General features: G+C 67.8%; 20 protein-coding genes. 12 read left to right on the forward strand and 8 right to left on the reverse strand.

Annotated features, from left to right (window positions below):
* Positions 1–77: 77 nt before the first annotated feature.
* The 5 genes from GBB76_RS18260 to GBB76_RS18280 all read left to right on the forward strand — a co-directional run bounded on the left by GBB76_RS18260 (position 78) and on the right by GBB76_RS18280 (position 4,057).
* Positions 78–575, forward strand: coding sequence for a tripartite tricarboxylate transporter TctB family protein (locus tag GBB76_RS18260; RefSeq protein WP_152304627.1), 498 nt, complete (start codon positions 78–80; stop codon positions 573–575).
* Positions 576–584: 9 nt separating this feature from the next.
* The gene (locus GBB76_RS18265) at positions 585–2,096 is read left to right on the forward strand and encodes a tripartite tricarboxylate transporter permease (protein WP_152304628.1); all 1,512 of its coding nucleotides are present in this window, start codon (positions 585–587) and stop codon (positions 2,094–2,096) included.
* Positions 2,097–2,162: 66 nt separating this feature from the next.
* Positions 2,163–2,459: a DUF6166 domain-containing protein gene (locus GBB76_RS18270; RefSeq protein ID WP_152304629.1), complete on the forward strand. Its 297-nt coding sequence runs from the start codon at positions 2,163–2,165 to the stop codon at positions 2,457–2,459.
* A gap of 7 nt (positions 2,460–2,466) precedes the next feature.
* Positions 2,467–3,261, forward strand: coding sequence for an alpha/beta fold hydrolase (locus tag GBB76_RS18275; RefSeq protein ID WP_162375657.1), 795 nt, complete (start codon positions 2,467–2,469; stop codon positions 3,259–3,261).
* A 67-nt stretch (positions 3,262–3,328) separates the two neighbouring features.
* Positions 3,329–4,057, forward strand: a complete 729-nt coding sequence (locus tag GBB76_RS18280; protein WP_152304631.1) for a GntR family transcriptional regulator — start codon at positions 3,329–3,331, stop codon at positions 4,055–4,057.
* Positions 4,058–4,087: 30 nt separating this feature from the next.
* Here the strand turns inward: GBB76_RS18280 and GBB76_RS18285 are convergent, their stop codons facing one another.
* Positions 4,088–5,197, reverse strand: coding sequence for a Zn-dependent alcohol dehydrogenase (locus tag GBB76_RS18285; RefSeq protein ID WP_152304632.1), 1,110 nt, complete (start codon positions 5,195–5,197; stop codon positions 4,088–4,090).
* 166 nt (positions 5,198–5,363) lie between these two features.
* Between GBB76_RS18285 and GBB76_RS18290 the strand changes: the two genes are divergently transcribed.
* From GBB76_RS18290 to GBB76_RS18305, 4 genes are all read left to right on the forward strand, one after another.
* Positions 5,364–6,170 (forward strand): sterol desaturase family protein, encoded by an 807-nt coding sequence (locus GBB76_RS18290; protein WP_152304633.1) that lies wholly within the window; start codon positions 5,364–5,366, stop codon positions 6,168–6,170.
* A gap of 39 nt (positions 6,171–6,209) precedes the next feature.
* Positions 6,210–6,605, forward strand: a complete 396-nt coding sequence (locus GBB76_RS18295; RefSeq protein WP_152304634.1) for a hypothetical protein — start codon at positions 6,210–6,212, stop codon at positions 6,603–6,605.
* Between the two features lie 80 nt (positions 6,606–6,685).
* The gene (locus GBB76_RS18300; RefSeq protein ID WP_152304635.1) at positions 6,686–6,868 is read left to right on the forward strand and encodes a hypothetical protein; all 183 of its coding nucleotides are present in this window, start codon (positions 6,686–6,688) and stop codon (positions 6,866–6,868) included.
* A gap of 433 nt (positions 6,869–7,301) precedes the next feature.
* The gene (locus GBB76_RS18305; RefSeq protein ID WP_162375659.1) at positions 7,302–9,245 is read left to right on the forward strand and encodes a glycosyltransferase family 39 protein; all 1,944 of its coding nucleotides are present in this window, start codon (positions 7,302–7,304) and stop codon (positions 9,243–9,245) included.
* Positions 9,246–9,267: 22 nt separating this feature from the next.
* Here GBB76_RS18305 and GBB76_RS18310 read toward each other — a convergent pair whose 3' ends face one another.
* The 7 genes from GBB76_RS18310 to GBB76_RS18340 form a co-directional block, all read right to left on the reverse strand.
* On the reverse strand, positions 9,268–9,759 hold the full coding sequence (locus GBB76_RS18310) for a GNAT family N-acetyltransferase (RefSeq protein WP_152304637.1): 492 nt from the start codon (positions 9,757–9,759) through the stop codon (positions 9,268–9,270).
* Positions 9,756–10,883: a DegT/DnrJ/EryC1/StrS aminotransferase family protein gene (locus tag GBB76_RS18315; RefSeq protein WP_152304638.1), complete on the reverse strand. Its 1,128-nt coding sequence runs from the start codon at positions 10,881–10,883 to the stop codon at positions 9,756–9,758. Before GBB76_RS18315 ends, GBB76_RS18310 begins: the two co-directional genes overlap by 4 nt.
* 101 nt (positions 10,884–10,984) lie before the next feature.
* On the reverse strand, positions 10,985–12,916 hold the full coding sequence (locus GBB76_RS18320; protein ID WP_162375661.1) for a glycosyltransferase: 1,932 nt from the start codon (positions 12,914–12,916) through the stop codon (positions 10,985–10,987).
* Positions 12,917–13,105: 189 nt separating this feature from the next.
* Entirely contained in the window at positions 13,106–14,032 is a 927-nt protein-coding gene (locus GBB76_RS18325; RefSeq protein ID WP_152304640.1) for a CoA ester lyase, read from the reverse strand.
* Complete coding sequence (locus tag GBB76_RS18330) at positions 14,029–15,555, reverse strand: tripartite tricarboxylate transporter permease (protein WP_152304641.1); 1,527 nt, start codon at positions 15,553–15,555, stop codon at positions 14,029–14,031. Before GBB76_RS18330 ends, GBB76_RS18325 begins: the two co-directional genes overlap by 4 nt.
* 7 nt (positions 15,556–15,562) lie before the next feature.
* Entirely contained in the window at positions 15,563–16,066 is a 504-nt protein-coding gene (locus GBB76_RS18335) for a tripartite tricarboxylate transporter TctB family protein (RefSeq protein ID WP_152304642.1), read from the reverse strand.
* An 84-nt stretch (positions 16,067–16,150) separates the two neighbouring features.
* Positions 16,151–17,122 carry a tripartite tricarboxylate transporter substrate binding protein gene (locus GBB76_RS18340; protein WP_162375664.1) on the reverse strand — a complete coding sequence of 324 codons (972 nt, stop codon included), beginning with the start codon at positions 17,120–17,122 and terminating at the stop codon, positions 16,151–16,153.
* A gap of 369 nt (positions 17,123–17,491) precedes the next feature.
* Between GBB76_RS18340 and GBB76_RS18345 the strand changes: the two genes are divergently transcribed.
* The 3 genes from GBB76_RS18345 to GBB76_RS18355 all read left to right on the forward strand — a co-directional run bounded on the left by GBB76_RS18345 (position 17,492) and on the right by GBB76_RS18355 (position 22,377).
* Entirely contained in the window at positions 17,492–18,568 is a 1,077-nt protein-coding gene (locus tag GBB76_RS18345; RefSeq protein WP_152304644.1) for a mandelate racemase/muconate lactonizing enzyme family protein, read from the forward strand.
* 61 nt (positions 18,569–18,629) lie between these two features.
* The gene (locus tag GBB76_RS18350; RefSeq protein WP_152304645.1) at positions 18,630–20,165 is read left to right on the forward strand and encodes an acyl-CoA carboxylase subunit beta; all 1,536 of its coding nucleotides are present in this window, start codon (positions 18,630–18,632) and stop codon (positions 20,163–20,165) included.
* 10 nt (positions 20,166–20,175) lie between these two features.
* Positions 20,176–22,377, forward strand: coding sequence for an acetate--CoA ligase family protein (locus GBB76_RS18355; RefSeq protein ID WP_152304646.1), 2,202 nt, complete (start codon positions 20,176–20,178; stop codon positions 22,375–22,377).
* The last annotated feature ends 39 nt before the right edge of the window (positions 22,378–22,416 follow it).

Below are 22,416 nucleotides of genomic sequence, written 5' to 3' on the forward strand. Positions count from 1 at the left end.
GCCCGCTTCTCACGGGGCGGGCCGCTCCCTTTTTCGATCGCGGCGCAAGGGCCCGATCCATGCGCCTGGAGTGGCCCATGTCATCCCTAGAACCCTATGAGACCGAGCCCGGCCTCTCGCGCCGGGCGGTCGAATGCGTCGTCGCGGCCCTGCTCTGCGCCTTCGCCGTTGCAGTGCTGTGGGACAGCTACGGCCGGGGAGCCGGCTGGCAGGGCGGCCCGCAGAGCGGCTTCTTCCCGGCGCGCCTCGCCTGGCTCCTTCTGGCCTCCTCGGCGGTGGTCTTCGTGCAGGGCATGCGGGCCGAGAGCCGCGTGCTCGTGACCTGGGCGCAGCTCAAGCAGGTCAGCCTCGTCCTGCTGCCTCTTACCGTCTACGTCTTCGCCATCGGCTATCTCGGCATCTATCTGGCCTCGGCCCTCTTCCTCGGCGGTTTCATGATCGCCTTCGGCTCGTTCCGCTGGTGGTCGATCCTCGCCGCCGCCGTGCTCATCCCGCTCGTCACCTTCTGGGTGTTCGAGATGCAGTTCGAGGTGCCGCTTCCCAAGGGCCCGCTCGAAGCCATGCTCGGATTCTGAGAGGGCCCCATGGAAAATATCGGTTATCTCATCGACGGCTTTCAGGTCGCCCTGACCGTCCACAACGTCCTGTTCATGTTCATCGGCGTGCTGCTCGGCATCGTGGTGGGCGTGCTTCCGGGGCTTGGCGGGCCGAACGGCGTGGCGATCCTGCTGCCGCTGACCTTCGGCATGGACCCGACCAGCGCCATCATCCTTCTGACCTCGATCTACTGGGGCGCGCTCTTCGGCGGGGCGATCACCGCCGTTCTGTTCAACATTCCCGGCGAGCCCTGGTCGGTGGCGACCACCTTCGACGGCTACCCGATGGCCCAGCAGGGCCGGGCCGGCGAGGCGCTGACGGCGGCCTTCACCGCCTCCTTCGTCGGCGCCATCGCCGGCGTGGTGCTGATCACCTTCCTGGCGCCGCTGGTGGCGAAGTTCGCCCTGCGCTTCGGGCCGGCGGAGTTCTTCGCGGTCTTCTTCCTCACCTTCTGCAGCTTCATCGGCATGGGCAAGGAGAACAAGGCGAAGATCATCGTGTCGCTGTCCTTCGGCTTCATCCTCGCCGGCGTCGGCATCGACACCATCTCCGGCGACATGCGCATGACCTTCGGCGTTCCCGAGCTCATGAGCGGGGTGGACTTCCTCGTCGTCGTCATCGGCATGTTCGGCATCTCCGAGATCCTGATGACCCTCGAGGAGGGCATGAGCTTCAAGGGCAAGAAGGCGAAGATCGACCTGATGGTGGTTCTGCGCACCTGGGCCGAGATGCCGCGCTATTTCATGACCTTCATCCGCTCCTGCATCGCCGGCATCTGGCTCGGCATCTCGCCGGGCGGCGCCGTGGCGGCCTCGTTCATGGGCTATGGCCTCGCCAAGCGGTTCTCCCCGCGCGGCGCCCGCTTCGGCACCGGCGAGATGGAGGGCGTGGTGGCGCCGGAGACGGCGGCCCACGCGGCGGGAACGGCGGCGCTGCTGCCCATGCTGGCGCTCGGCATCCCCGGCTCCGCCACCGCGGCGGTGCTGCTCGGCGGGCTGATGATCTGGGGCCTCCAGCCCGGGCCGCTGCTCTTCGTGGAACAGCGCGACTTCGTGTGGGGCCTGATCGCCTCGATGTATCTCGGCAACATCGTCGGCCTGCTCGTGGTGCTGTCTACCGTGCCGCTGTTCGCGGCCATCATGCGGATACCTTTCGCGCTGATCGCGCCGGTGATCCTGATGATGTGCGCCATCGGCGCCTACACGGTCGCCAATACCGAATTCGACATCTGGCTGATGCTGATCTTCGGCGTGGTCGGCTATGCGTTCAAGAAGCTCGACTACCCGCTGGCGCCCATGGTCCTCGCCCTCGTCCTCGGCGACCGCGCGGAGGATGCGTTCCGGCAGGCGATGATCGGCTCTGCCGGCAATCTCTCGGTGTTCTGGGAGAACGGTCTCGTTACCAGCCTGATGGTGATTTCCCTGGTGCTGCTGCTCTGGGGACCTGTCGCCGAGGGCCTCGCCCGCCTGCGCCGCCGCCGGCCGGTCGCCGCCGAATGAGACCGGGCGGCGCGCCCGTGCCCCGGTCGCGCCGCCCACTTTCCACTGCCAGCAAAGAGCAAAGCCATGAAACAGTATCGTGGAGACCGCACCATCGACGGCGTTGCCGTCACGGTTGACGGGGCGCCGCTGCCCGAGCGGACCGACCTGCTCGAAATCAGCCGGGACGGCTTCGAGTGGAGCTATGAGGGCCACGCGCCGGCACAGCTCGCCTTCGCCATGCTGGTCGATCATTTTGGCGATCCGGCCCAGGCCGGGCGGCTCTACGAGCGCTTCATGCGCGAGGTGGTCGCCAATTTCGGCAATGAATGGGAATACACCAGCGCCGACATCGACTCCGCTCTGGCGGCCGTTGCCGCCTGACATGTCGATGCCCGTGTCCGCCGCCGCGCTGCAGGCCCATCTGCTCGACACCCCGTCCGGCCCGGTCGAGTGGTTCGGACAAGGCGCGGCGGCGGAGCCCGCCCGGGGCTCCCTCGTGCTGCTGCACGGCATCCAGAGCACGGCGGCGAGCTGGTTCGGCGTCGCCGGCCATCTCGACGCCGCGCGCGCGCTCATCGTCCCGAACCTGCGCGGGCGCGGCCGCTCGCACCGCCCCGCCACTATGGCCGGCTATGGGCTTGCCGGCTTCGCCGACGACCTTGCCGCCATCCTCGCCATGGCGCCCAAACCCATCACGCTCGCCGGTTGGAGCATGGGCGTGCTGGTGACGCTGGCCACCTTCGACCGGCACGGACTGGATGGCGTCAGCCAGATCGTGCTGGCGAGCGGCACGGCGCGGCCGGGCGGGGAGGCGGTGTGGTTCCGCGCCTCGACGCCGGAGGAACTGGTGACCGAGGCGCAGGCCCGCGCCGCTCGCCTGCGCCTGTCCGAGGCGGCCGATCCGCTCGCCGTCGCCGGGGCCTGGCTGTCGGTGCGCGACTGCAACCTTGAGTCCGTCCTGCCGCGCATCGGCGTGCCGACGCTGGTCCTTCACGGCGAGAGTGACGACGAATGCCCGGTGAGCCATGGAAGACGCCTCGCGGCGCTCATTCCGGGCGCGCGCTTCGAGCCGTGGGAGGGCGCCGGGCACCACCTGATGGCCCATGATCCGCAACGCCTCGCGCGCACATTGCTGCGCCCTTGTGCCGCAGAATTCCCCGCTACGATCGTCGCATCCAAGTGATATTCCAATAGCATTGCAACAGTGCATCACTACCGGCACAATCTCCGCGCAAGGTTCAGGAGTGCTCATGCCGACGGCAGGCGTCAAGCGGGTCAGCAAGTCCGATACGAGGAAGTCCCCGGCCGCGCGTTCGCGCCGGGCGCGCAAGACAGATACCCAGGATCTGACGCTGACCGACCGCGCCTATCGCGAGCTGGAAGAGCTGATCGCCACCCTGCAGTTGCCGCCCGGCACGGTGCTGTCCGAGCAGGTGCTGGTCAACCGGCTCGGCATCGGCCGCACGCCGATCCGCGAGGCCCTGCAGCGCCTCGCCCGCGACGGGCTGGTGCTGGTGCTGCCGCGCCGCGGCATTCTGGTTTCCGAGATCAACCTGCGCACCCAGCTCCGCCTGCTGGAGACGCGGCGGGTGCTGGAGCGCCTCATCGCCGAGCTTGCCGCCGAGCGCGCCAATGACGAGGAGCGCGACGCCTTCGCCGAGATCGCGCGCGGCATGCGCGAAGCGGCGGAGCGGGCCGACGGGCTTCAGTTCATGCGGCTCGATCGTGAGATGAACACGCTGTCCGCCGAGGCCGCGCGCAACGAATTCGCCGCGCGTTCCATGGGCCTGATGCACGCGCTCTCGCGCCGCTTCTGGTACCAGCACTACAAGCGCGTCGCCGACCTGCCGCTGGCGGCCAATCTCCACGCCGAGCTTGCCGCCGCCATCGCCCGCGGCGACCGCGCGGCCGCCGCCGCCGCTTCCGACCGGCTGATCGACTACATCGAATCCTTCACCCGCAAGACGCTGGACGACTGAGCCCCGCGCGCCGGCGAGCGGGGCCTGAGTTCAGAACATGACGACGCTGCGGATGGTCTCGCCGCGCTTGAGGCCGGCAAAGCCGTCATTGATCTCGTCCAGCGCGATGTGCCGGGAAATCAGTTCGTCGAGCTTCAGCCGGCCGTCGAGATAGGCCCTTGCCAGCATGGGGAAATCCCGCGCCGGCCGTGCCCCGCCATAGCTCGAACGGCGGATGCGTTTCTCGCCCATCAGCGATCCCCAGCGGAAGGCGACGTCCTGGGCGACGTCGATCTTGCCGAGCCAGACGATCTCGCCGCCCGGCCGCACCGCCTCCGCGCTGGTGCGGAAGACCGCCGGATGGCCGGCCGATTCGATCACCACATCGGCGCCGCGCCCGCCGGTCCGCTCCTTCGCGACATTGGCGGCATCCTGCGCGGTTGCGTTCACCTGCACGTCGGCGCCCATTAACGCGGCCAGCCTCAGCTTGTCGTCGTTGAGGTCGACCGCGATCACGCTGCCGGCGCCGGCGAGCCGGGCTCCCTGCACCGCCGCCAGCCCGACCGCGCCGCAGCCCAGCACCATGACGGTGTCGCCGGGGCGGATCGCGGCGACGTTCATCGCCGCGCCGGCGCCCGTCATCACGCCGCAGCCGATGAGGCAGGCGCGGTCGAAGGGCAGTTCCTTCGGCATGACGATGGCCTGCTGCGCCGGCACCGTGCAGATCTCGGCGAAGGCGCCGAGATACATGAGTTGGTGGAGCGGGCGCCCGTCTGCCAGCCGTGCCCGCGCCTCGCCGTCGAAGCCGAGCGCCTTCGGACCGTTGGCGAGGTAGCCCTCGCACAGGATCGGCAGATCGCGCCCGCAATAGAAGCAGCCGCCGCAATGCGGGTTCCAGGACAGCACCACATGGTCGCCTCGGCGGAGCCCTTCCGCCCCTTCGCCCACCTCCTCGACGACGCCGGCGGCCTCGTGACCGAGCACGATGGGCGTGGGAAAGCGCAGCCCGCCCTCGATCACCTCAAGGTCGGTATGGCACAGGCTGGCCGCCTTGATGCGCACGCGCACATCGCCCGGGGCGAGCGGCTCGGCGACCACCGTCTCGATGGCGAGCGGCTCGTGCGGGGCATGCAGTATGGCGGCGCGGTAGCTCAGCGGCACGGATCGTCCTCCCTGTTTCACCATCTGCGGACCCCGATGTCGCGGGGGTTCGCGGAACGGCACTTGATCTCTGATGTAGCATTGATATATTAGATGCATCTCAACAGAAGACAAGCGCTCGCCCCAGTTGCGGGCGCGACGGATGGGAAGGCTTCAGGAGGACGACATGGAACTCTCTGCCAGCGTCATGACCGACCGCCAGCGCAAATACCGGGCGACCTACAGGGAGCGGGTCGCCGGCTGGTACAATGGTTGGTTGCACATCGCGGTCATCTACACGATCGGCTTCACCGCGCTCTACGTGTACGTCTCGAACATCGGCGCCGTGGCGTGGTGGGAATGGCTCACCGTCCCGGTGGTCTTCCTGTTCTGCAACTTCTTCGAGTGGGCGCTGCACCGCTACGTGATGCACCGGCCCTCGCGCATCCCGCTCCTGCGCGCGGTCTATAACCGCCACACGCTGATGCACCACCAGTTCTTCACCGAGGAGGAGATGCGCTTCGCCGACCATCACGACTGGCGCGTCACCTTCTTCCCGCCCTATGCGCTGGTGACGTTCACGCTGATGTCGATCCCCGGCGCCGTCGTGCTGTCCTGGCTGATCTCGCCCAATGTCGGCTGGCTGTTCATCACCACCACCACGGGCGTGTACCTGCTCTACGAGTTCATGCACTTCACCACGCATATCGACGAGAACTGGTTCGTGCGGAACGTGCCGTTCATCAACACCAACCGGCGTCACCATGCCGCGCACCACAACCAGTCGATCATGATGGAGAGGAACATGAACCTCACCTTCCCGATCATGGACTGGGCGTTCGGCACCTCCGACCTCGACCGCGGCTTCCTCGGCCATCTCTTCAACGGCTACGACACCCGCTACATCAAGCGGGACATGCGCAAGACCTCGCGCACCCCGAGGCCCGCCGGCACGGACACCTCCGGCCCGATGACCCAGCAGCCCGCCGAATAGCGGGCCGCCCCCTCCCGTCACCGCCTCATGGAGACCGTCATGGCCGCACTCGAGCCGAACGTCGCCGCACTTGCCTGGTTCGCCTTGTTCTCGACGCTGTGCTGCGTCGGCTTCCTCATCCTCTCGGGCGCGTTCCCTCTCAACGCCGCCCGCGAGCGCGGGCAGTCCTCCAGCCCGGCGCTGGCGCTCCTCAACGGCGCGCTGATGCTGGCGCTCGGCGGGCTCACTCTCGCCTTCGGCCTGACCGAGCTGCGCCTGACCAGCGTGATCGTGGTCGCCGGCCTCGCCTTCCTGTTCGCCCCGGCCTCGTTCGAGATCTGGCCGGAGCGCTGGAAGGACGGGCGCGCCGTGCTCGCCATCATGGCGCTGGCGCAGATCGGCGCGCTCGCTGCGCTCTACCGCATCGGGGGCGACGCGCTCGCCCCGGTCGTCTAGGCCGGATCGGGAGGCTCGCGCCATGAGGAACAGCGCCGCCGCCCCCTCCGCAACGTCCTGTCAGTCCAACGGAGCCGAACATGCCCACGAGTGTCAAACTCACCATCTCGCTGATCGTGATACTTGCCGCGGCTGCGGGCTATGTCCTGCAGGCGCATCTCGGTCAGGTCGGACCGAAATACGCGGTGCTGGCGCTGGGAGCCTTCATGGTGGTCGCCATGTGGCTGTTCCCGGAAGTGTCCCGTAAGGAAATCCGCAAATAGCGTCCACCTCCTCCTTTGGCACCTTTGCACGCCCGGCCTGAGCCATCAGGCCGGGCTTTGTTTTTGGAGGCATTTGGTTCCTCTGCATGGTAAGGGCCGGGAGACCGTCGGCCAGGCGGCCACATCGCCAATCGGGAACTTCGGACTTGCCGCGTTCAATGCCTGCCCACCATCCGCTTCCATCGGCGCCGAGGCCGGATCTCCGGCCGACCCGAATTCATAAACTTGTTCGATTGTCAGCTTAGTCGATGCCTGCCGGCCGCAATGTCTCGCTACGAGCCATCGCCTTCCGGCGGGGTGACGCCTTGCGGGTCCGGGGTCCGACCTCGGGTCGGAAATCGTCGCCAATGACGGCGGGGCACGCGAGTTCAGGGACTTTCCCGGCCGTTTCAACGGTGCATCAGAGATCGGTACGGCGCAGATGCTGGCATATGTGACTCGTCTTCTTGGCCCGGCGGGCGGGACGGTATCGGCCACCGGGGCGTGGCGCTTCGCGGCGGTCGGCCTGGGCGGCATGCTGGTCGACGTCCTGGCGTTCCAGGCACTTTTTGCCCTCGGCGCGGGCCTCACGGCGGCTCATCTCGCCAGCTTCGGCCTCGCCATGGTCTTCAACTACATCCTGTATTCGCGCTGGGCGTTCGCCGAGGCACGCGATGCCGGGCGCGGGCGCGCGGGGGAGCGCTTTGCCCGCTTCGTCACCGTGTGCCTGCTGGCGCTCGGCCTGCGCGGCGGCGTCCTGATGGGCGCCATCACCTTCCTCGACCTGCCGGTTCAGGCCGCCATCCTGTTCGCGATCGGCGCGGCGGCGATCGTGAGCTATCTCGGCGCGGCCTTCTTCGTGTTTCCTTCTGTCGATCCGCTGACCCCTCCCGCTTTGCGCTGGCGCGTCGCCGCCATCGGTGTCGTCTTCTATGTCGCGGTGTTGCGGCTGCTCTTCCTCGGCCTGATCGATCTCATGCCGCAGGAGGCCTATTACTGGAACTATGCCCAGCATCTCGACATCGGCTATCTCGACCATCCGCCTCTGGTCGCGTGGCTGATCTGGGCCGGCACCAGCCTGTTCGGCCATAACGAGTTCGGCGTACGGATCGCCGCCTGGCTGTGCTGGTGGGCCACGGCCTTCTTCAGCTTCCGCCTCGCCGACAACATGTTCGGCCGGTCGGCCGCCTTCGTCAGCCTGCTGCTGGTGGCGGTACTGCCCTTCTATTTCGGCATCGGCCTCGTGATGACGCCCGATGCCGCGCTCACGGCGTCCTGGGCCGGCGCGCTGTATTTCCTGGAGCGTGCTTTGCTGGGCCGGCGGCGTTGGGCCTGGTGGGGCGTGGGCGCCTGCATGGGCCTCGGCATGCTCTCGAAATACACCATCGCGCTGCTGGGGCCCGCCGCGTTGCTGTTCATACTCGTCGACAGGCCCTCGCGTGACTGGCTGAGACGGCCCGAGCCCTATCTCGCCGCCGTGCTGGCCCTCGTCATCTTCTCGCCGGTGCTCATCTGGAACCTTGAGAACGGCCTGGCCTCCTTCGTCTTCCAGAGCGCCCGCCGCATGGAGGCCTTGTCCCGCTTCTCCCTGCCGGCGCTGATCGGCGGCATGGCGGCGCTTCTCACGCCCCCCGGCCTGATCGCGGCGCTGGCCGCTGTGTGGGAGCGACTGCGGCTCGCCTTCGCCAGATCGACCGACGCGGACACGAAGCGCCTCTCGTTCTTCGTCGCGATCTTCACGCTGACGCCTCTGTCCGTCTTCGTCGCCTTCAGCCTGAAGCACACGGTGGAGCTGAACTGGACCGGCCCGCTCTGGCTCGCCGTGCTTCCGGCGATGTCGGCGACCATCCTGACGGCGGCGGGGCGTGCCTCCGCCTTCCGGCAGCGCATGATCCGGGCGTGGACGCCGACGATCGCGATCACCCTCGTCATCTATGGAGTTGGGCTCGGCTACCTCGCCAGCGGCCTGCCGGGCCTCGGCTATGTGGCGGGCCTGCCGGAAACGCCGGTGGCCTGGACCGAGTTCGGCCGCGAGGTCGCCGCCATCGGAGGCGAGGTCAAGAAAGAGACCGGGCAGGAGCCGCTGCTGGTGGGGCTCGACACCTACAAGCTGGCCAGCGAACTCGCCTTCTATGGCAGCCGCAGCGGGGAGCCCGTATCCAGTTCGGTCGGGCGAGGCGTCGTCGGGCAGACCAGTCTCATGTACGGGTTCTGGTACCCGGAAGCGCCGCTGCACGGGCGGCCCGCCGTGCTGTTCGCCTTCCGGCGCTACCAGATCGACAATCCATTGCTGGCCGAGCATTTCGCCAGCCTGAGCGCGCCGATGGAGCGCACGATCCTGAAGGACGGAAAGCCGGCCGGCGCCGTCTATTACCGCGTCGGCTACGGCCTGAAGTGACACGAGGCCGGACGGCCCCTGGTCACAGTTGGCGCGCCATCGTCAGAAGAGCGCCGTGGCGGCCGGTCTCCTCGAAGCCGCACTGACGGCAGAGGGCGATCGACTTCCGGTTGGTCTCGAACACGTCGAGATACAGGCGCTCCAGCCCCAGCTCGTCCCGGCAGAGATCGAGCAGGTGCGCCACCGCCATTCGCATGATGCCCTTGCCGGAAGCTTCCGGCGCGATCAGGAAGCGGCCGATTTCGGCGGATCGGGTTGTCCCGTCGAAATGATAGACGGCCGCCTGCCCGACGCGCACACCGTTCGCCTCCACGATGAAGTGCAGGTCGTCGGCTTTCCGGAGATAGGCCTCGAACCACTGCCGGTGCCCTTCCTCGCTGATCGGCGCGGAGTTTTTGAACCAGATGCGCGCCTCGTCGCGATTCCGCCATGCCAGGGTCAGCGGCAGGTCGTCGGTGCGGATCGGGCGCAGAAGGATGCCTCTGGAGCCGAACGGAGCGACGGCCGGCTTCATCGCACGGCGGCTTTCAGGCAGCGGCTCACGGTGTCGACGTCCGCGCGGCTCAGTTCCAGATGCAGCGGCAGGGAGATGATCGAGGCGCTCGCCCGCGCTGCGCGCGGACAGGTGCCGGCTGCATGGGCGTACATGGGGTAGTTGGTGTTGTCGTGATAGTGCACGCCGGGATAGATGCCGTCGGCGTTGAGCCGCACCATCACCTCGTCGCGATCTGCGACCTCCACCTGCATCAGGTGGCGCGAGGGCTCGCAATCCGGCGCCATTTCCACCATCCGGATCCGTGGGTCACCCGCCAGGTTGGCATGATACCAGGAGACGATCTCCCGCCGCCGGTCATTGTCTTCGTCGAGATAACGCAGCTGGACGAGGCCGATCGCCGCCATGATCGAATTGCCGTTGTATTTGAAGCCCACGTCCTCGACCGTGTAGCGCCAGCGATACGTGCCCTTCTCCTGCGTGCGGGAATAGGTGTCGCGGTTGATGCCCAGCCACGAGAGCTTGCGCGCGCGCTCGTCGTCGGCCGGGTTGGCGAAGCACACCATGCCGCTGTCGGCGGTCGGCAGGTTCTTCACCGCCTGAAAGCTGAAGACGCAGGCGTCCGCCTCATGCCCCACCTGACGGCCGCCGACACGCGTACCCGCCATGTGGGCGGCGTCGAGCACCAGACTTAGCCCGTGCGTGCTGCACAGGCTGCGGATGGCGGCGTACTGGCCGACATTTCCGCCCATCCCGACAAAGATGACGGCGCGAGTCCGCGGCGTGATGCGCTGCGCAACGCTCCGGGGGTCGAGGCACAGATAGTCGTCGACATCGGCGAAGACCGGCGTCAGCCCGGCATGCAGGATGACGTGGTTGGTGGAGACGAAGGTGAGCGGCGTGGTGATCACCTCGTCGCCATCCGCCCAGCCGAGGCGGCGCTTCAGGCACTCGAACGCCAGATGCAGGCCGGATGTGTTCGAGTTCAGGAAATGGGCATGCGGCAGGCCGGCATAGTCTTTGAAGGCCGCCTCGAACATGAGCGTCTTGTAGCCAATCCCCGTCCATCCCTTTTCGAGGCACTCGCGAATTTCGGCGAGGCACTCGTCGATCCGGAACCTGGGAACGAATAATCGGGCCGGCATGGCGACACTTCCACGTTAGTCTGACGGTATTATATGGCGACAACAGACCGGATGGTCCACATTTCAGGGGCGTAGCGGACGTAATTTCCCCTGCCTGTTCCTCACTTCAGTTCGAGGCCGAGACGCCACGCCAGCAGACGCAGCCGGCGCCGCAGTCGGTCGAGGCGCGGCTTCATCCGCCCCGCACACCAGGCCGCGAAGCGGCGGCGCCGCTTCCTGCGCCGGTCCGCGCGAATCCCGCGCCCGAAATGCATGTGGCGCTCGATCACGTCGAGATAGGCCGCGGGATAGCCGGTCAGGCAGGTTTCCATCTCTTCGAGCGAGGCGAGCCTGCCGACGATGTGGAGCGGCAGACCCAGCGCCCGTATCGCCGCAATGTGAGCCTGCCGGCGGGAGGAGGCCGGATCGTCCTCCTGCGGCGCAAGCGTCACGAGGCTGAGGCCGGGCTCCAGCCTGTGACCGGCAACGGCGTCCGACAGGGTGGAGGCCGAGACGGCGAGGAAGGAGATGTCCAGCACGGCGCTGTTGCAATGGGCGAGATGGGAGAGCGCGGTGCGCAGATCATCAGCCGTGTCGACCAGGAAAAGGGCGAGGTTCGCGTCGGTGGCCTCGGTCAACGCCTTGCCGAGTTCCGGCCCGGGAACAGACCGGCTGGCCCTGCCGCCGACGGCCGCGACGGCGTCCGCGAACATCGCGCTGCGATCCACGGGCGCGTCGCCGAAAACGGGGATAGAGCGCGTGCGCGAGCTGACCACGAGGGCGGAAAGTATGATGCCGGGGGCGTACAGCCATGGCCATGGTCTTGGGGGGCGGCTCATCACCGTCGCCAGTTCGGCGTCCCACGCCTCTACGGCCTTTTCGATGCGGTAATTTGCGTGCACGTCCTCCCGTGCCGCTGCGGCGAGCGTGCGCCGAAGGTCGGCGTCCTCGATCAGGCGGGTTATCGACGCGCACCATGCCTCGACCGAATTGGCCGTCAGCAATCCGGTCCGCTCGTGCACGACGCTGCCGGTATAGGGAACGCAGTCCGAATAGACTCCGGCGATCCCGCATCCGCCGAGGTCGCGATATTTGAGGTTCGTCTTCGAATTGTAGAACGGTTCGTCGAGGAGGGGAGCCAGTCCGATGTCGATCCCCAGCGCGTAGAAGGACTGCATGAAGCGGTCATAGGAACGCGAGACCGGGTGAACGACGACACCCCTCAGTCCCAGCAATCCGGGTGGGCACTGACGCCACAGATGCAGCTCCACGCGGCCTTCATGGGTCATCAGGATCTGTCGCAGGGCCTCGTAGAGCATGCGCTCGAGGCGGATCTCGTCCGTGCGGGCGGAGGGATAGGCAATGCGCACGAGGGGCGGGAGGCCCTTGCGTGCCGGGGCTGGGCGCGGCGGGCGACGGTTGGCGATCAGCGCGCGGTCGAAATAGGTCGGCGCTACGACCGCGTCGGCGTCCATCTCCCGCGCCTGGGCCAGCATGAGCGGGGAATAGACGCGAACAAGGTCGCTAAGCTGCATGAAGACCTTGATGGCATGCAGCCGGTAATAGCGGCGCGCGGCCCGGGCCGCCGGCGTGCTCTGCGGGATCTCCAGAAAGTTGTCGTCGATCTCATAGATGACGCGCTTTCGGTTGATCTTGGATTCGTAGAGCAACTTCAGTTCGCGGCGGTCGTTGGAGCGGTCGAACACAACGACATCGCTCCACTTGATCGCCGCGCGCGCCCTCTGCGAGCGCAGCGAGTCGACGAGGCGCAGTTCGATACGCCCCTGCTGCCTCAGGATCGAAAGCGGGGCGAGCACGCCGATGACAAGACTGGGAATCCAGGTGTGGACGACCACCGCGACCCGCAGCCGCCGTGCCGGCACGACTGGCGTGGGCGTAGTGTCCGCCTGCGGCGACGTCATCTCATTCTGAACCTGGGTATGGCTGCGCCATCTCTTCATAGAACGCGAAGACTTCGCGCGATAGGCGGGCGATAACGGATGCTGTTCTTCGATGCCGCGCGGAGCGCTGTGCGCCGGCCGGAGAACCCGCATTCCAATGAAGCCGGTTGCCGATGGGGCCGGCTTCGACGATCGCCGGCCTCCGCCACGCCCCCGCAGGCGCTTCGAGTGTCGGCTCAACGCGGTCGCCCGCTCTTGCGCCGGGCCGAACCGCTCGGGAATTATCGTCCGCATCATCGGCGCCGCGCGTCAGTCCGCCCGGCGCCGCCTTGTCGGCGGAGCCTATCGCCCCGGCCCGTCCGTGGGCGGGCTGCCGGCCGCATCGGCGGTGCGCTGGCGGATCGCGGCTTCGGTCTCGATAAGCCGCGCCGCCGTCTCGGCGTGAAGCCGCTCGACCATCTGGCCCTCGAGATTGATGGCGCCCTTGTCGCGGTTCTCGGGCTGGGCGAAGGCCGCGATGATCGCCTGTGCCTGCCGCACGGCGTCGGCATCGGGCGCGAAGACCCGGTTGGCGGCCTCGATCTGCGAGGGATGGATGAGCGTCTTGCCGTCGAAGCCCAGTTGCCTGCCCTGCGCGCATTCGCGCTCGAAGCCGGGCAGGTCCGAGAAGGCGTTGTAGACGCCATCGAAGACCAGAAGGCCATAGGCGCGCGCGACCAGCACCGCCTGAAGCAGCCAGGGGACGAGCGGAGCCCGGTCTTCGCCGGGCTGAACCCCGGTATCCTTGGCGATGTCGTTGGTGCCCAGCACGATGCCGGCCAGTCGCAGGCGGCTGCCGGCGCGGCTGCGTTCGGCGATGTCGCGCAGGTTCAGCAGCCCGAGCGGCGTCTCGATCATCGCCCACAGGCGCAGCCCCGTGCCGGCGCCGTTCGCGTCGAGCCGGCGCTCGGCATCGATCACGTCCTCCGGCGTCTCCACCTTGCTGAGCACGATCACGTCCGGCCCCGCCGCACCGACGGCGGCCAGATCGTCGGCGAAATGGGCCGTCGAGCGGGCGTTGAGGCGGATCGCCACTTCCCGGAAGCCGAAGCCACCGGCCGCCACCGCGGCACAGGCGCGTTCGCGCGCCAGTGCCTTCATCTCCGGCGCGACCGAATCCTCGAGGTCGATGATCACCGCGTCGACGTCGAGCTGACGCATCTTCTCCAGAGCGCGGGCCTTGTCGCCCGGCGCGTAGAGGACGCTGCGGCGGGGGCGGGTGTCGCTCATGACACGTGCTCTCCGCCGGCGACCGGGGGAGAAGACAGCGCGGCCCGCCGCCGGCGCCAGCCGAGAAGACTCTGGACGAACGGCGCGGCGAAGATGATGAGCGCCAGCCCCAGGCAGACGGCGGAAATCGGTTCGCGCAGGAAGATGCCCATGTCGTCGCCCGACATGACGAGGCTGCGGCGGAAGTTGGATTCCATCATGTAGCCAAGCACGAGGGCGAGCACGATCGGCGCCGGCTCGATCTCCACCTTCGACAGCAGATAGCCGATGATGCCGAAGGCCACCGCCACGCCGACCGCGAAGATGTCGTTCGACTCCGAATAGGTGCCGAGCAGGCAGGTCGCGGCGACCAGCCCGGTCACGACCGAGGCCGGAATGGTGGTGAGCCGTACCCACAGGCGCGAGCCGAGCAGGCCGAGCAGCACCATGAAGGGCATGCCGACCAGCAGCGCGATGTAGATAGAGTATGGAATCTCGGGGTGCTGGGTGAAGATCAGCGGCCCCGGCCGCACGCCCTGGATCGCCAGCGCGCCGACCAGCACGGCCGTGCTCGCCTTGCCGGGAATGCCGAGCGCCAGCATCGGGGCGAGCGCGCCCGGCATGCAGGCATTGTTGGCGGTCTCCGACGCGACGACGCCTTCCGGGTTGCCCTTGCCGAAGGTCTCGGGCGACTTGGAGAAGCGCTTCTGCACGGAATAGGCGGTGATGGAGGCGATGGTCGCGCCCGCGCCCGGGATGACGCCGAGAATGTAGCCGATGAAGGTGGAGCGGACGAGATTGCCCGTGTGCGGCTTCAGCAGGCCGAACTGCGCGGAGAGGCCGGGCAGGTCCTTCAGCGGCGTGGTGCGGTCGCCGGGCGATTCCAGCATCTTGAGCACTTCGGACAGCGCGAAAAGTCCGATCAGCGCGGCGATGAACGGCACGCCGCCGATCAGGCCCTCCGCGAACATGTAGCGCACCACGCCGTCGACCGGATCGGTGCCGATCGTGGTGAGCAGCAGCCCGAACAGCAGCGCGATGAAGCCCCGCAGCACCGAATGGCCGGCGAGCGTCGAGATCAGGCTGAGCCCGAGCACCGCAAGGGCGAAATATTCGGCCGGGCCGAAGGCCAGCGCGATCTTGGTCATCCACATCACGGTGAAGATCAGCAGGATCGTGCTGATCACCGAGCCAACCGCCGAACTGAGGATCGACAGCGTCAACGCCTCACCCGCCTCGCCGCGCTCGCGCATCGGATAGCCGTCGAGCGCGGTGATCGCCGAGGAGGGCTCGCCGGGCGTGTTCATCAGGATCGCCGGGATGGCGCCCGAATATTCGGAGGCCATGTAGAGCGTCACCAGCATGACCACCGACACCACCGGGTCGAGCCCGAAGGTGAACGGGATCAGGAGCGCCATTCCAACGCCGGCCGAGAGGCCGGGCAGGGCGCCGACGATATAGCCGATGAGGACGCCGCCGAAGAGCCCGGCGATCACCTGCCACGACGAGAAGGTCGAGAGTCCTATGAGAAATCCGTCCAGCATGGCGCCCTCACGGAAGCGGAATGGACAGGATGGTCTCGAAGACAACCCTGCTGAAGAGGAGGAACCCGGCCACATAGGCCAGGAGGGGGAGGGGCCGGCGGCAATCCGCGATCCACAGCATGGCGGCCAGGAAAAACGCCATGGTCGGGTAGTAGCCGAACGCCCGCATCGCCGGGGCGAACGCCGCCATCAGCAGCATGCCGGCGATCACCCGGCTTGGTCGGCCGATCTCGATCAGATGGCCGGTCCGCGTGCCCAGCACGTGGCGCACGCCGTTGGCGAGCAGGATGAAGGACGCGATGCCGAGCAGGAGCGCCAGGCCGCGCGGAAAGTCCGCCGCGCCTATGCCCGAGCCGCCGCCGTCGTCGATGTCGGCGCCGAGCACCCAGAACGTGACTGCCATGGCCAGCAGCGCGCCGCCGGCGAGCACGTCACCCGTTTCGAGACGAATTCGAAAGACAGCTTGATCGGATGTCTCGGCAACGCCGGACTCGTTGTGTGAAGTTACCATCGCCACAGCAATATCTCTCGCACGAAGCACCGGAGTGGGAGGCCGCCGGCGGGCGGCGGCCTCCCGCGGATTCGACGCGGAACGTCAACGCTTCAGTCCGAGCGTTTCCATCCACTGCTTGGTGAGCTTGTCCTGGAGGGCGGCATTGGTGGTGAAATCGGCCGGCGGCAGGAAGGCGGGAAACAGCGCGGATTCCTCGATATAGGCCTTGAGCTCCGGCGTCAGGAGCGCCTGCTTCACCGCATCGGCCAGCTTGGCCTTTATCGGCTCGGGAATGCCCTTCGGCCCGATGATGCCGCGCATCTGCTGCCAGGAGGTATCGGCGGCAAAGCCCTGCTCCTTCAGCGTCGGCACGTTCGGGAACTGCGGCACCCTCTCGTCGGACATCACGCCGATGACCCGCAGGCTGCCGGCGTCGACATGGGTCTTGACGAGGTCGACATAGGCGATGGCCACCTCGGCGTGGTTGCCGAGCGCCGCGGTCACCGCGTCGCCGACGCTGTCGAAGGGCACCCAGCGCACCTTGCGGCTGTCGAGATCGGCGGACTTCGCCATGATCTCCCAGGCGAAGTGCCCGCCGGAACCGCGCACGAATCCCGCCATCACCACGCTGCCGGGATTGGCGTTCGCCGCGGCGACAAGATCCTTCATCGAGGTGATCTTGCTGCTCTGGTTGACGACGATCAGGTAGGGCTCGTTCACCAGCCGCGCGATCCAGTCGAAGCTGTCGACCGTGTATTGCTTGAGGGTCTGGTTGAACGCGCCGATATGGGTGCTCGTGACGGCGCCGATCGTGTAGCCGTCCGGCTTGGCGGCGGAGAGTTCGGCCAGTTGCGCCGCGCCGCGGCCGCCCGGCTTGTTCTCGACGACGATCGAGACGCCGAGGATCTTCTCCATCGCCACGGCGAGCTTGCGCGCCATGACGTCCGTCGCCCCGCCGGGCGAAACATGCAGCAGATAGCGTATCGGCTTGTCGGGATAGTCGGCCCGCGCGGCGGCAGGTGCCGCGGCTATCGCGGCGGCGATCAAGGCCGTTCGAAACAGCGTCTTCAGCATCTCGTTCTCCCTTTTGGTCGGGGCCCGCTTATGCGCGGATTGGTCCCGTTGGCGTTCCTCGGCGGCCGATTGGCCGGAGCATCCAACGATGCCCGACGAGCCGCATTTTCTTGTTCTTGGGTCGACGGGGGTGCCCGCCGATCCGGTCAGCCTGGCCCCTGCAACGCTCCGCGACCGCCGAGACGGCAGCCACGGGAAGAGAACGCCCAGGAATCGATCATCCGGCATCTCCCGCTTTCGAGCGGCTTGACGCTCGTCGGCATATCCACATTGCGCAGTCTAAAAGTTCGTAGTAGTAATAGCAACTACTAATCGGTGACGTCGGAATCACCTCATGGCCGAAGAACGGCCGTGCTTCAGGGAAACGCCATGACGACCTTGCGCCGCATACGCCTCAGCCGGCTTCGCCTGCCGCTTGTCCGGCCCTACCGGCTCTCCTACCGGACCTTCGACGAGTTCGAGCCCTATCTGGTCGAGGTCGAGGACAGCGACGGGCGCACCGGCTTCGCCGATGCGCACATCTCGCCCGGCTCAAGTTCGGAAACGCGCGAGGGCGGCTGGGCGTTCTGTACCGAGAAGATGGCGGCGGTCGTCGGGCGCTCTCCGGAGGAGGCCAAGGACATCATCCTTGCCGACTTCTACCGGAGCAAAGTGGCCGCGACGGCTCTCGTGACCGCCATCGAGGTGCTGGAAGGCAGCCGCCTGCTCGACGTCGACGAGCATCGCGACCAGCCGCTGCTTACCCCGATCAACGCGCTGGAGCCCGACGCCATCGCCGCCGAGATCGAGGAGTGGCTGGCGCAGGGCTTCCGCACCTTCAAGGTCAAGGTCGGCAAGGATGTCGACGCCGATCTCGCCCGCGTCGCCGCCATCCAGAAGGCCTGCGCCGGGCGGGCGAGCCTGCGGCTCGACGCCAACCGGGCGTTCAGCCGCGCGCAGGGCATCGAGTTCGCCTCGCGGCTCGATCCGGAAGGCATCGAACTGTTCGAGCAGCCCTGCGATGCCGACGACTGGGAAGCCAATGGCGCGGTGGCCGCCGCCTCGAACGTGCCGCTTATGCTCGACGAGCCGATCTGCACGCTGGAGGACATCCAGCGCGCCGCCGATATCGAGGGCGTAGGCTTCTGCAAGCTCAAGCTGAAGCGCTTCGGCAGCCTCCAGCGGCTGGCCGACGGGCTCAACGCCGTGCGGGCCAACGGCATGCGGCCGGTGCTCGGCGACGGGCTGGGCAGCGAGGTGCACGGGTGGCTTGAGGCCTGCATCGCCCGCAGCACGGTCGACAATGCCGGCGAGTTCAATGGCTTCCTCAAGCCGAAGACCGGCCTGTTCGAGGTGCCCCTGCCGTTCGAGCGCGGCGCGATCCGCATGCCGGCCGGCTACCGCCCGAGCCTCGACCGCGCCGCCGTCGAGCGGGCGATCGTCGCGACCACCGAGGTTGCCGCCTAGCGCATCGCTTCCGCGCCTTTCCCGGAACGATGGCCATCAGCGAAGAAACAGGAATCTGTAGATGTCTCACGACGCAATGCTTGCCGCTCTCGACGAGCGCCGCGCCCATGCGCGGCAGATGGGCGGCCCGGACAAACTCGCCAAGCGCGCGGCGCGCGGCCAGCTGAACGCGGCGGAACGCGTGGATGCGCTGGTGGATCCCGGCAGCTTCTTCGAAGTCGGCCTGCTCGGTGCCTCCGGCGTGTTCGAGGCCGACGTCGAGGCGACGCCGCGTGACGGCAAGATCACCGGCTTCGGCAAGGTCGAGGGGCGCGAGGTCGGCGTGGTGGTGAACGACTTCACCGTCAAGGGCGCCTCCACCAGCGCCACCAACTCCAAGAAGATGGGCTATATCCGCCGCACCTGCACCGAGCGCGGCATGCCCTTCGTCCATATCGGCGAATCGACCGGCGCCCGCCTGCCGGACGCCATGGGCTCCAAGGGCATGGGCCAGATGCTGGGCAACGACACCACCCAGTTCCGGCGCATGCGTGACACGCCCTGGGTGGCGGCCGCCCTCGACACCTCCTTCGGCTCTTCCGCCTGGCTGTGCTGCTGCGCCGACTTCGCGGTGATGAAGAAGGGCTCGATCATGTCGGTATCGAGCCCGCGCCTCGTCTCGATGGCGATCGGCGAGAAGGTCGATCTGGAGGAACTGGGCGGCTGGCGGCTGCATGCCGAGCAGACCGGCCTCATCGACCATTTCGTGGACACCGACGCCGAGGCGATGGCGGTGATCCGCCGCTTTCTGTCCTACCTGCCGAGCCACAACGGGGAGGTGGCGCCGCTCGCCCCGGTTCCCGAAGGCTCGGGCGAGGATCAGGAGCGCATTCTCGACGTGCTGCCGGAGCGGCGCACGCAGGTCTACAACATGAAGAAGATCATCGAGATCCTGTTCGATCGCGACAGCTTCTTCGAGCTGAAGGCGCGCTTCGGCAAGCCGGCGGTCGTCGGTCTCGCCCGGCTCGACGGACAGGCCGTCGGCGTCATCGCCAATAATCCGCAGGTCGGCGGCGGCGCGCTCTCGGCCGAGGCCTGCCGCAAGATCATCGACCTGACGGTGCTGTGCGACAGCTTCAACATTCCGCTCATCCGGCTGGTCGACACCCCCGGCTTCGTGGTCGGCACCGATGCGGAACGGCGCGGCGCGCCCGGCCACATCATGAACTTCATGAACGCCACCTGCCTGACCTCCGTCCCCTCGGTCACGGTGCTGTGCCGCAAGGCCTATGGGCGTGCCTATGTCGCCATGGGCGGCGGCTCGCACAATGACGCGATGATCGCCTGGCCGAACGCCGAGGTCAGCTTCATGGACCCGGTCTTCGCCACCAGCATCGTCCACAACCTTACTGCCGGGCAGGACGGCTTCGAGGAGGCGCTGGCGCATATCCAGAAGGACCTCGAGATCTGGGACATGGCCCGCATCTTCTCGGCGCAGGACGTGGTGAAGCCGCAGGAAACCCGCGCCTGGATCATCCGCATGCTGGAAGTCCAGCGCCGTCGCCGTTCCGGCGGCGTCGGTCAGCATCTCATGCGCACCTGGCCGACCAGCTACTGAGGGGGACGGTATGACCATCCAGAACACCCAGGCGCTGCGCGGCCTGCGCGGCAAGACCCTTATCTCCCAGGCCCGCGAAAAGGGCCGCCTCAGCCTCGACGAGGCGGACGGAAAGGCGCTGCTGGCGGATTTCGGCATCCGCGTGCCGCGCTCGCGCCTTGCCGCCGACGCGGCGCAGGCGGCGGCGATCGCCGGGGAACTCGACGGCCCCTTCGTGGTGAAGGTCGTCTCCCCGGAGATCCTGCACAAGTCGGACGCCGGCGGCGTCGCGCTGCGCCTGCCCGATGCGGCCGCCGTTCGGGTCGCCGTCGAGGAGATGGCGCAGAAGCCCCTCATCGCCGCCGCCACGCTGGACGGCTGGCTTGTCGAGGAAATGGCGCCGGCCGGCCGCGAAATGGTGATCGGCGGTTATCGCGATCCCCAGTTCGGGCCGATGCTCATGGTGGGCCTTGGCGGCATCTTCGTGGAAGTGCTGCGCGACGTCGCGTTCCGGATCTGCCCGATCGACGCGGCCGACGCCGAGGCGATGCTGGGCGAGCTCAAGGGGCGGGCGCTGCTCAAGGGCGCGCGCGGCGAGGCGGGGGTCGACGAGGCGGCGCTGATCGAGGTCATGCTGCGCATCGGCGGCGCCGACGGCCTGCTGATGACGCACGAAGCGGATATCGCCGAACTCGACCTCAACCCGGTGATCGTCTCGGCGACCGGCGCGGTGGCGGTCGACGCCCGCGTCATCCTGAGCGCGCCGGCCGGCGCGGAGCCGGCCGTCCCGGTCCTACAGGATTCCGCAGGGGAGACCTTCCGCCCGCTCTTCGAGCCGCGCACCGTGGCGGTGCTCGGCGCCTCCACCAAGGATGTCGGCATCGCCAATACCTTCATCCGCCGTATGAAGGCGTTCGGCTTTGCCGGAAGCCTCTACCCGATCCATCCGACGGCGCCGGAGATCGAGGGGCTCAAGGCCTATGCGAGCTTCGCCGCGACGCCCGAGCCGGTCGACTACGCCTATATCGCGGTGGGCGCCGAGCGCATTCCGAACATTCTCGCGGAAGCCGGCGGGCGATGCCGCATCGCGCAGGTCATCTCGTCGGGCTTCGGCGAGGTCGAGGAGGGCAAGGCCCTGCAGGAGGCTCTCGTCGAGGGCGCCCGCAAGGGCGGCGTGCGGGTGCTGGGCCCTAACTGCCTGGGCACCTATTCGCCGCGCGGGGGGCTTACCTTCCCCTCCGACGCGCCCAGGGAAGTCGGCACCATCGGCATCGTGTCGCAGTCGGGCGGACTGACCACCGACATCATCAAGCGCGGCGAATGGCGCGGGCTGCGCTTCAGCGGCGCCGTGACCATCGGCAACAGCGCCGACGTGAAGCCGCACGAACTCGTGGCCTATTATCTCGACGATCCCCAGACCCGCGCCATCGGGCTCTATCTGGAAGACGTGAAGCAGGGCCGCGCCTTCTTCGAGATGCTGAAGCAGGCCCGCAAGCCGATCGTCATCCTCAAGGGCGGGCGGTCGAATCTGGGACGCCTTGCCGCCGCCTCGCATACCGGCGCGCTGGCCGGTGACGAGAAGGGCTGGAGCGCCCTGCAGGAACAGACGCCGGCGGTGCTGGTCTCCACCGTCGACGAGTTCATCGACCTGCTGCTCGCGCTCCAGCATTTCGATCTTCATCCCGAGCGGCCGACCCGCGCCGTCACCCTGTTCGGCAATGGCGGCGGGTCGAGCGTGCTCGGCACCGATGCCTTCGCTGCCGTCGAGCTCGACGTCGCGCCCTATCCACCGGAGGTTCGCGAGCGGCTGGAGGCGATGAAGCTGCCGCCGGGCACGAGCGTGGCCAATCCCATCGACACGCCGGTGCGTACCCTCCAGGAGAAGGACGGCTTCGTCGCCGGCGAGATTCTGGATATCGTCTACGGGCAGGCGCATCCCGACGCGGTGCTGATGCACCTCAACCTGTCCGCCTTCGTCGGGCGCGGCTCGGTCGATCCGATCGACAACCTGTTCACCGTCATCGAGCACACGCGGGCGAAATGGCCGGGCGGGGCGCATCTCGCCCTCGCTTTGCGCACGGACGGCTCTGCCGCGCTCGACGACCGCCGCCGTCATTACCGCGAGAAGGCGCGCGCCATCGGCGTGCCGGTGTTCGACGAGATTCCGGCGGCGGCGAAGGCGCTGGCCGGGGTCGGGCATCTGGAACGGCGCCTGAGGGCGGTGACGGGCTGACCGCCCGCGCTCTGGCCCATACGGCCCGGCGCCCTCGGG

Source organism: Ancylobacter sp. TS-1 (assembly GCF_009223885.1).
GTDB lineage: Bacteria > Pseudomonadota > Alphaproteobacteria > Rhizobiales > Xanthobacteraceae > Ancylobacter.

Bases quoted from the DNA above. Each gene is read 5' to 3' on its own strand.
- GBB76_RS18350 (WP_152304645.1), top strand. From the start codon at position 18,630: ATGTCTCACGACGCAATGCTTGCCGCTCTCGACGAGCGCCGCGCCCAT.
- GBB76_RS18265 (WP_152304628.1), top strand. From the start codon at position 585: ATGGAAAATATCGGTTATCTCATCGACGGCTTTCAGGTCGCCCTGACC.
- GBB76_RS18345 (WP_152304644.1), top strand. From the start codon at position 17,492: ATGACGACCTTGCGCCGCATACGCCTCAGCCGGCTTCGCCTGCCGCTT.
- GBB76_RS18290 (WP_152304633.1), top strand. From the start codon at position 5,364: ATGGAACTCTCTGCCAGCGTCATGACCGACCGCCAGCGCAAATACCGG.
- GBB76_RS18270 (WP_152304629.1), top strand. From the start codon at position 2,163: ATGAAACAGTATCGTGGAGACCGCACCATCGACGGCGTTGCCGTCACG.
- GBB76_RS18340 (WP_162375664.1), bottom strand. From the start codon at position 17,122: ATGCTGAAGACGCTGTTTCGAACGGCCTTGATCGCCGCCGCGATAGCC.
- GBB76_RS18335 (WP_152304642.1), bottom strand. From the start codon at position 16,066: ATGGTAACTTCACACAACGAGTCCGGCGTTGCCGAGACATCCGATCAA.
- GBB76_RS18280 (WP_152304631.1), top strand. From the start codon at position 3,329: ATGCCGACGGCAGGCGTCAAGCGGGTCAGCAAGTCCGATACGAGGAAG.
- GBB76_RS18320 (WP_162375661.1), bottom strand. From the start codon at position 12,916: ATGCGGGTTCTCCGGCCGGCGCACAGCGCTCCGCGCGGCATCGAAGAA.
- GBB76_RS18260 (WP_152304627.1), top strand. From the start codon at position 78: ATGTCATCCCTAGAACCCTATGAGACCGAGCCCGGCCTCTCGCGCCGG.
- GBB76_RS18330 (WP_152304641.1), bottom strand. From the start codon at position 15,555: ATGCTGGACGGATTTCTCATAGGACTCTCGACCTTCTCGTCGTGGCAG.
- GBB76_RS18310 (WP_152304637.1), bottom strand. From the start codon at position 9,759: ATGAAGCCGGCCGTCGCTCCGTTCGGCTCCAGAGGCATCCTTCTGCGC.
- GBB76_RS18295 (WP_152304634.1), top strand. From the start codon at position 6,210: ATGGCCGCACTCGAGCCGAACGTCGCCGCACTTGCCTGGTTCGCCTTG.
- GBB76_RS18325 (WP_152304640.1), bottom strand. From the start codon at position 14,032: ATGAGCGACACCCGCCCCCGCCGCAGCGTCCTCTACGCGCCGGGCGAC.
- GBB76_RS18355 (WP_152304646.1), top strand. From the start codon at position 20,176: ATGACCATCCAGAACACCCAGGCGCTGCGCGGCCTGCGCGGCAAGACC.
- GBB76_RS18315 (WP_152304638.1), bottom strand. From the start codon at position 10,883: ATGCCGGCCCGATTATTCGTTCCCAGGTTCCGGATCGACGAGTGCCTC.
- GBB76_RS18300 (WP_152304635.1), top strand. From the start codon at position 6,686: ATGCCCACGAGTGTCAAACTCACCATCTCGCTGATCGTGATACTTGCC.
- GBB76_RS18275 (WP_162375657.1), top strand. From the start codon at position 2,467: ATGCCCGTGTCCGCCGCCGCGCTGCAGGCCCATCTGCTCGACACCCCG.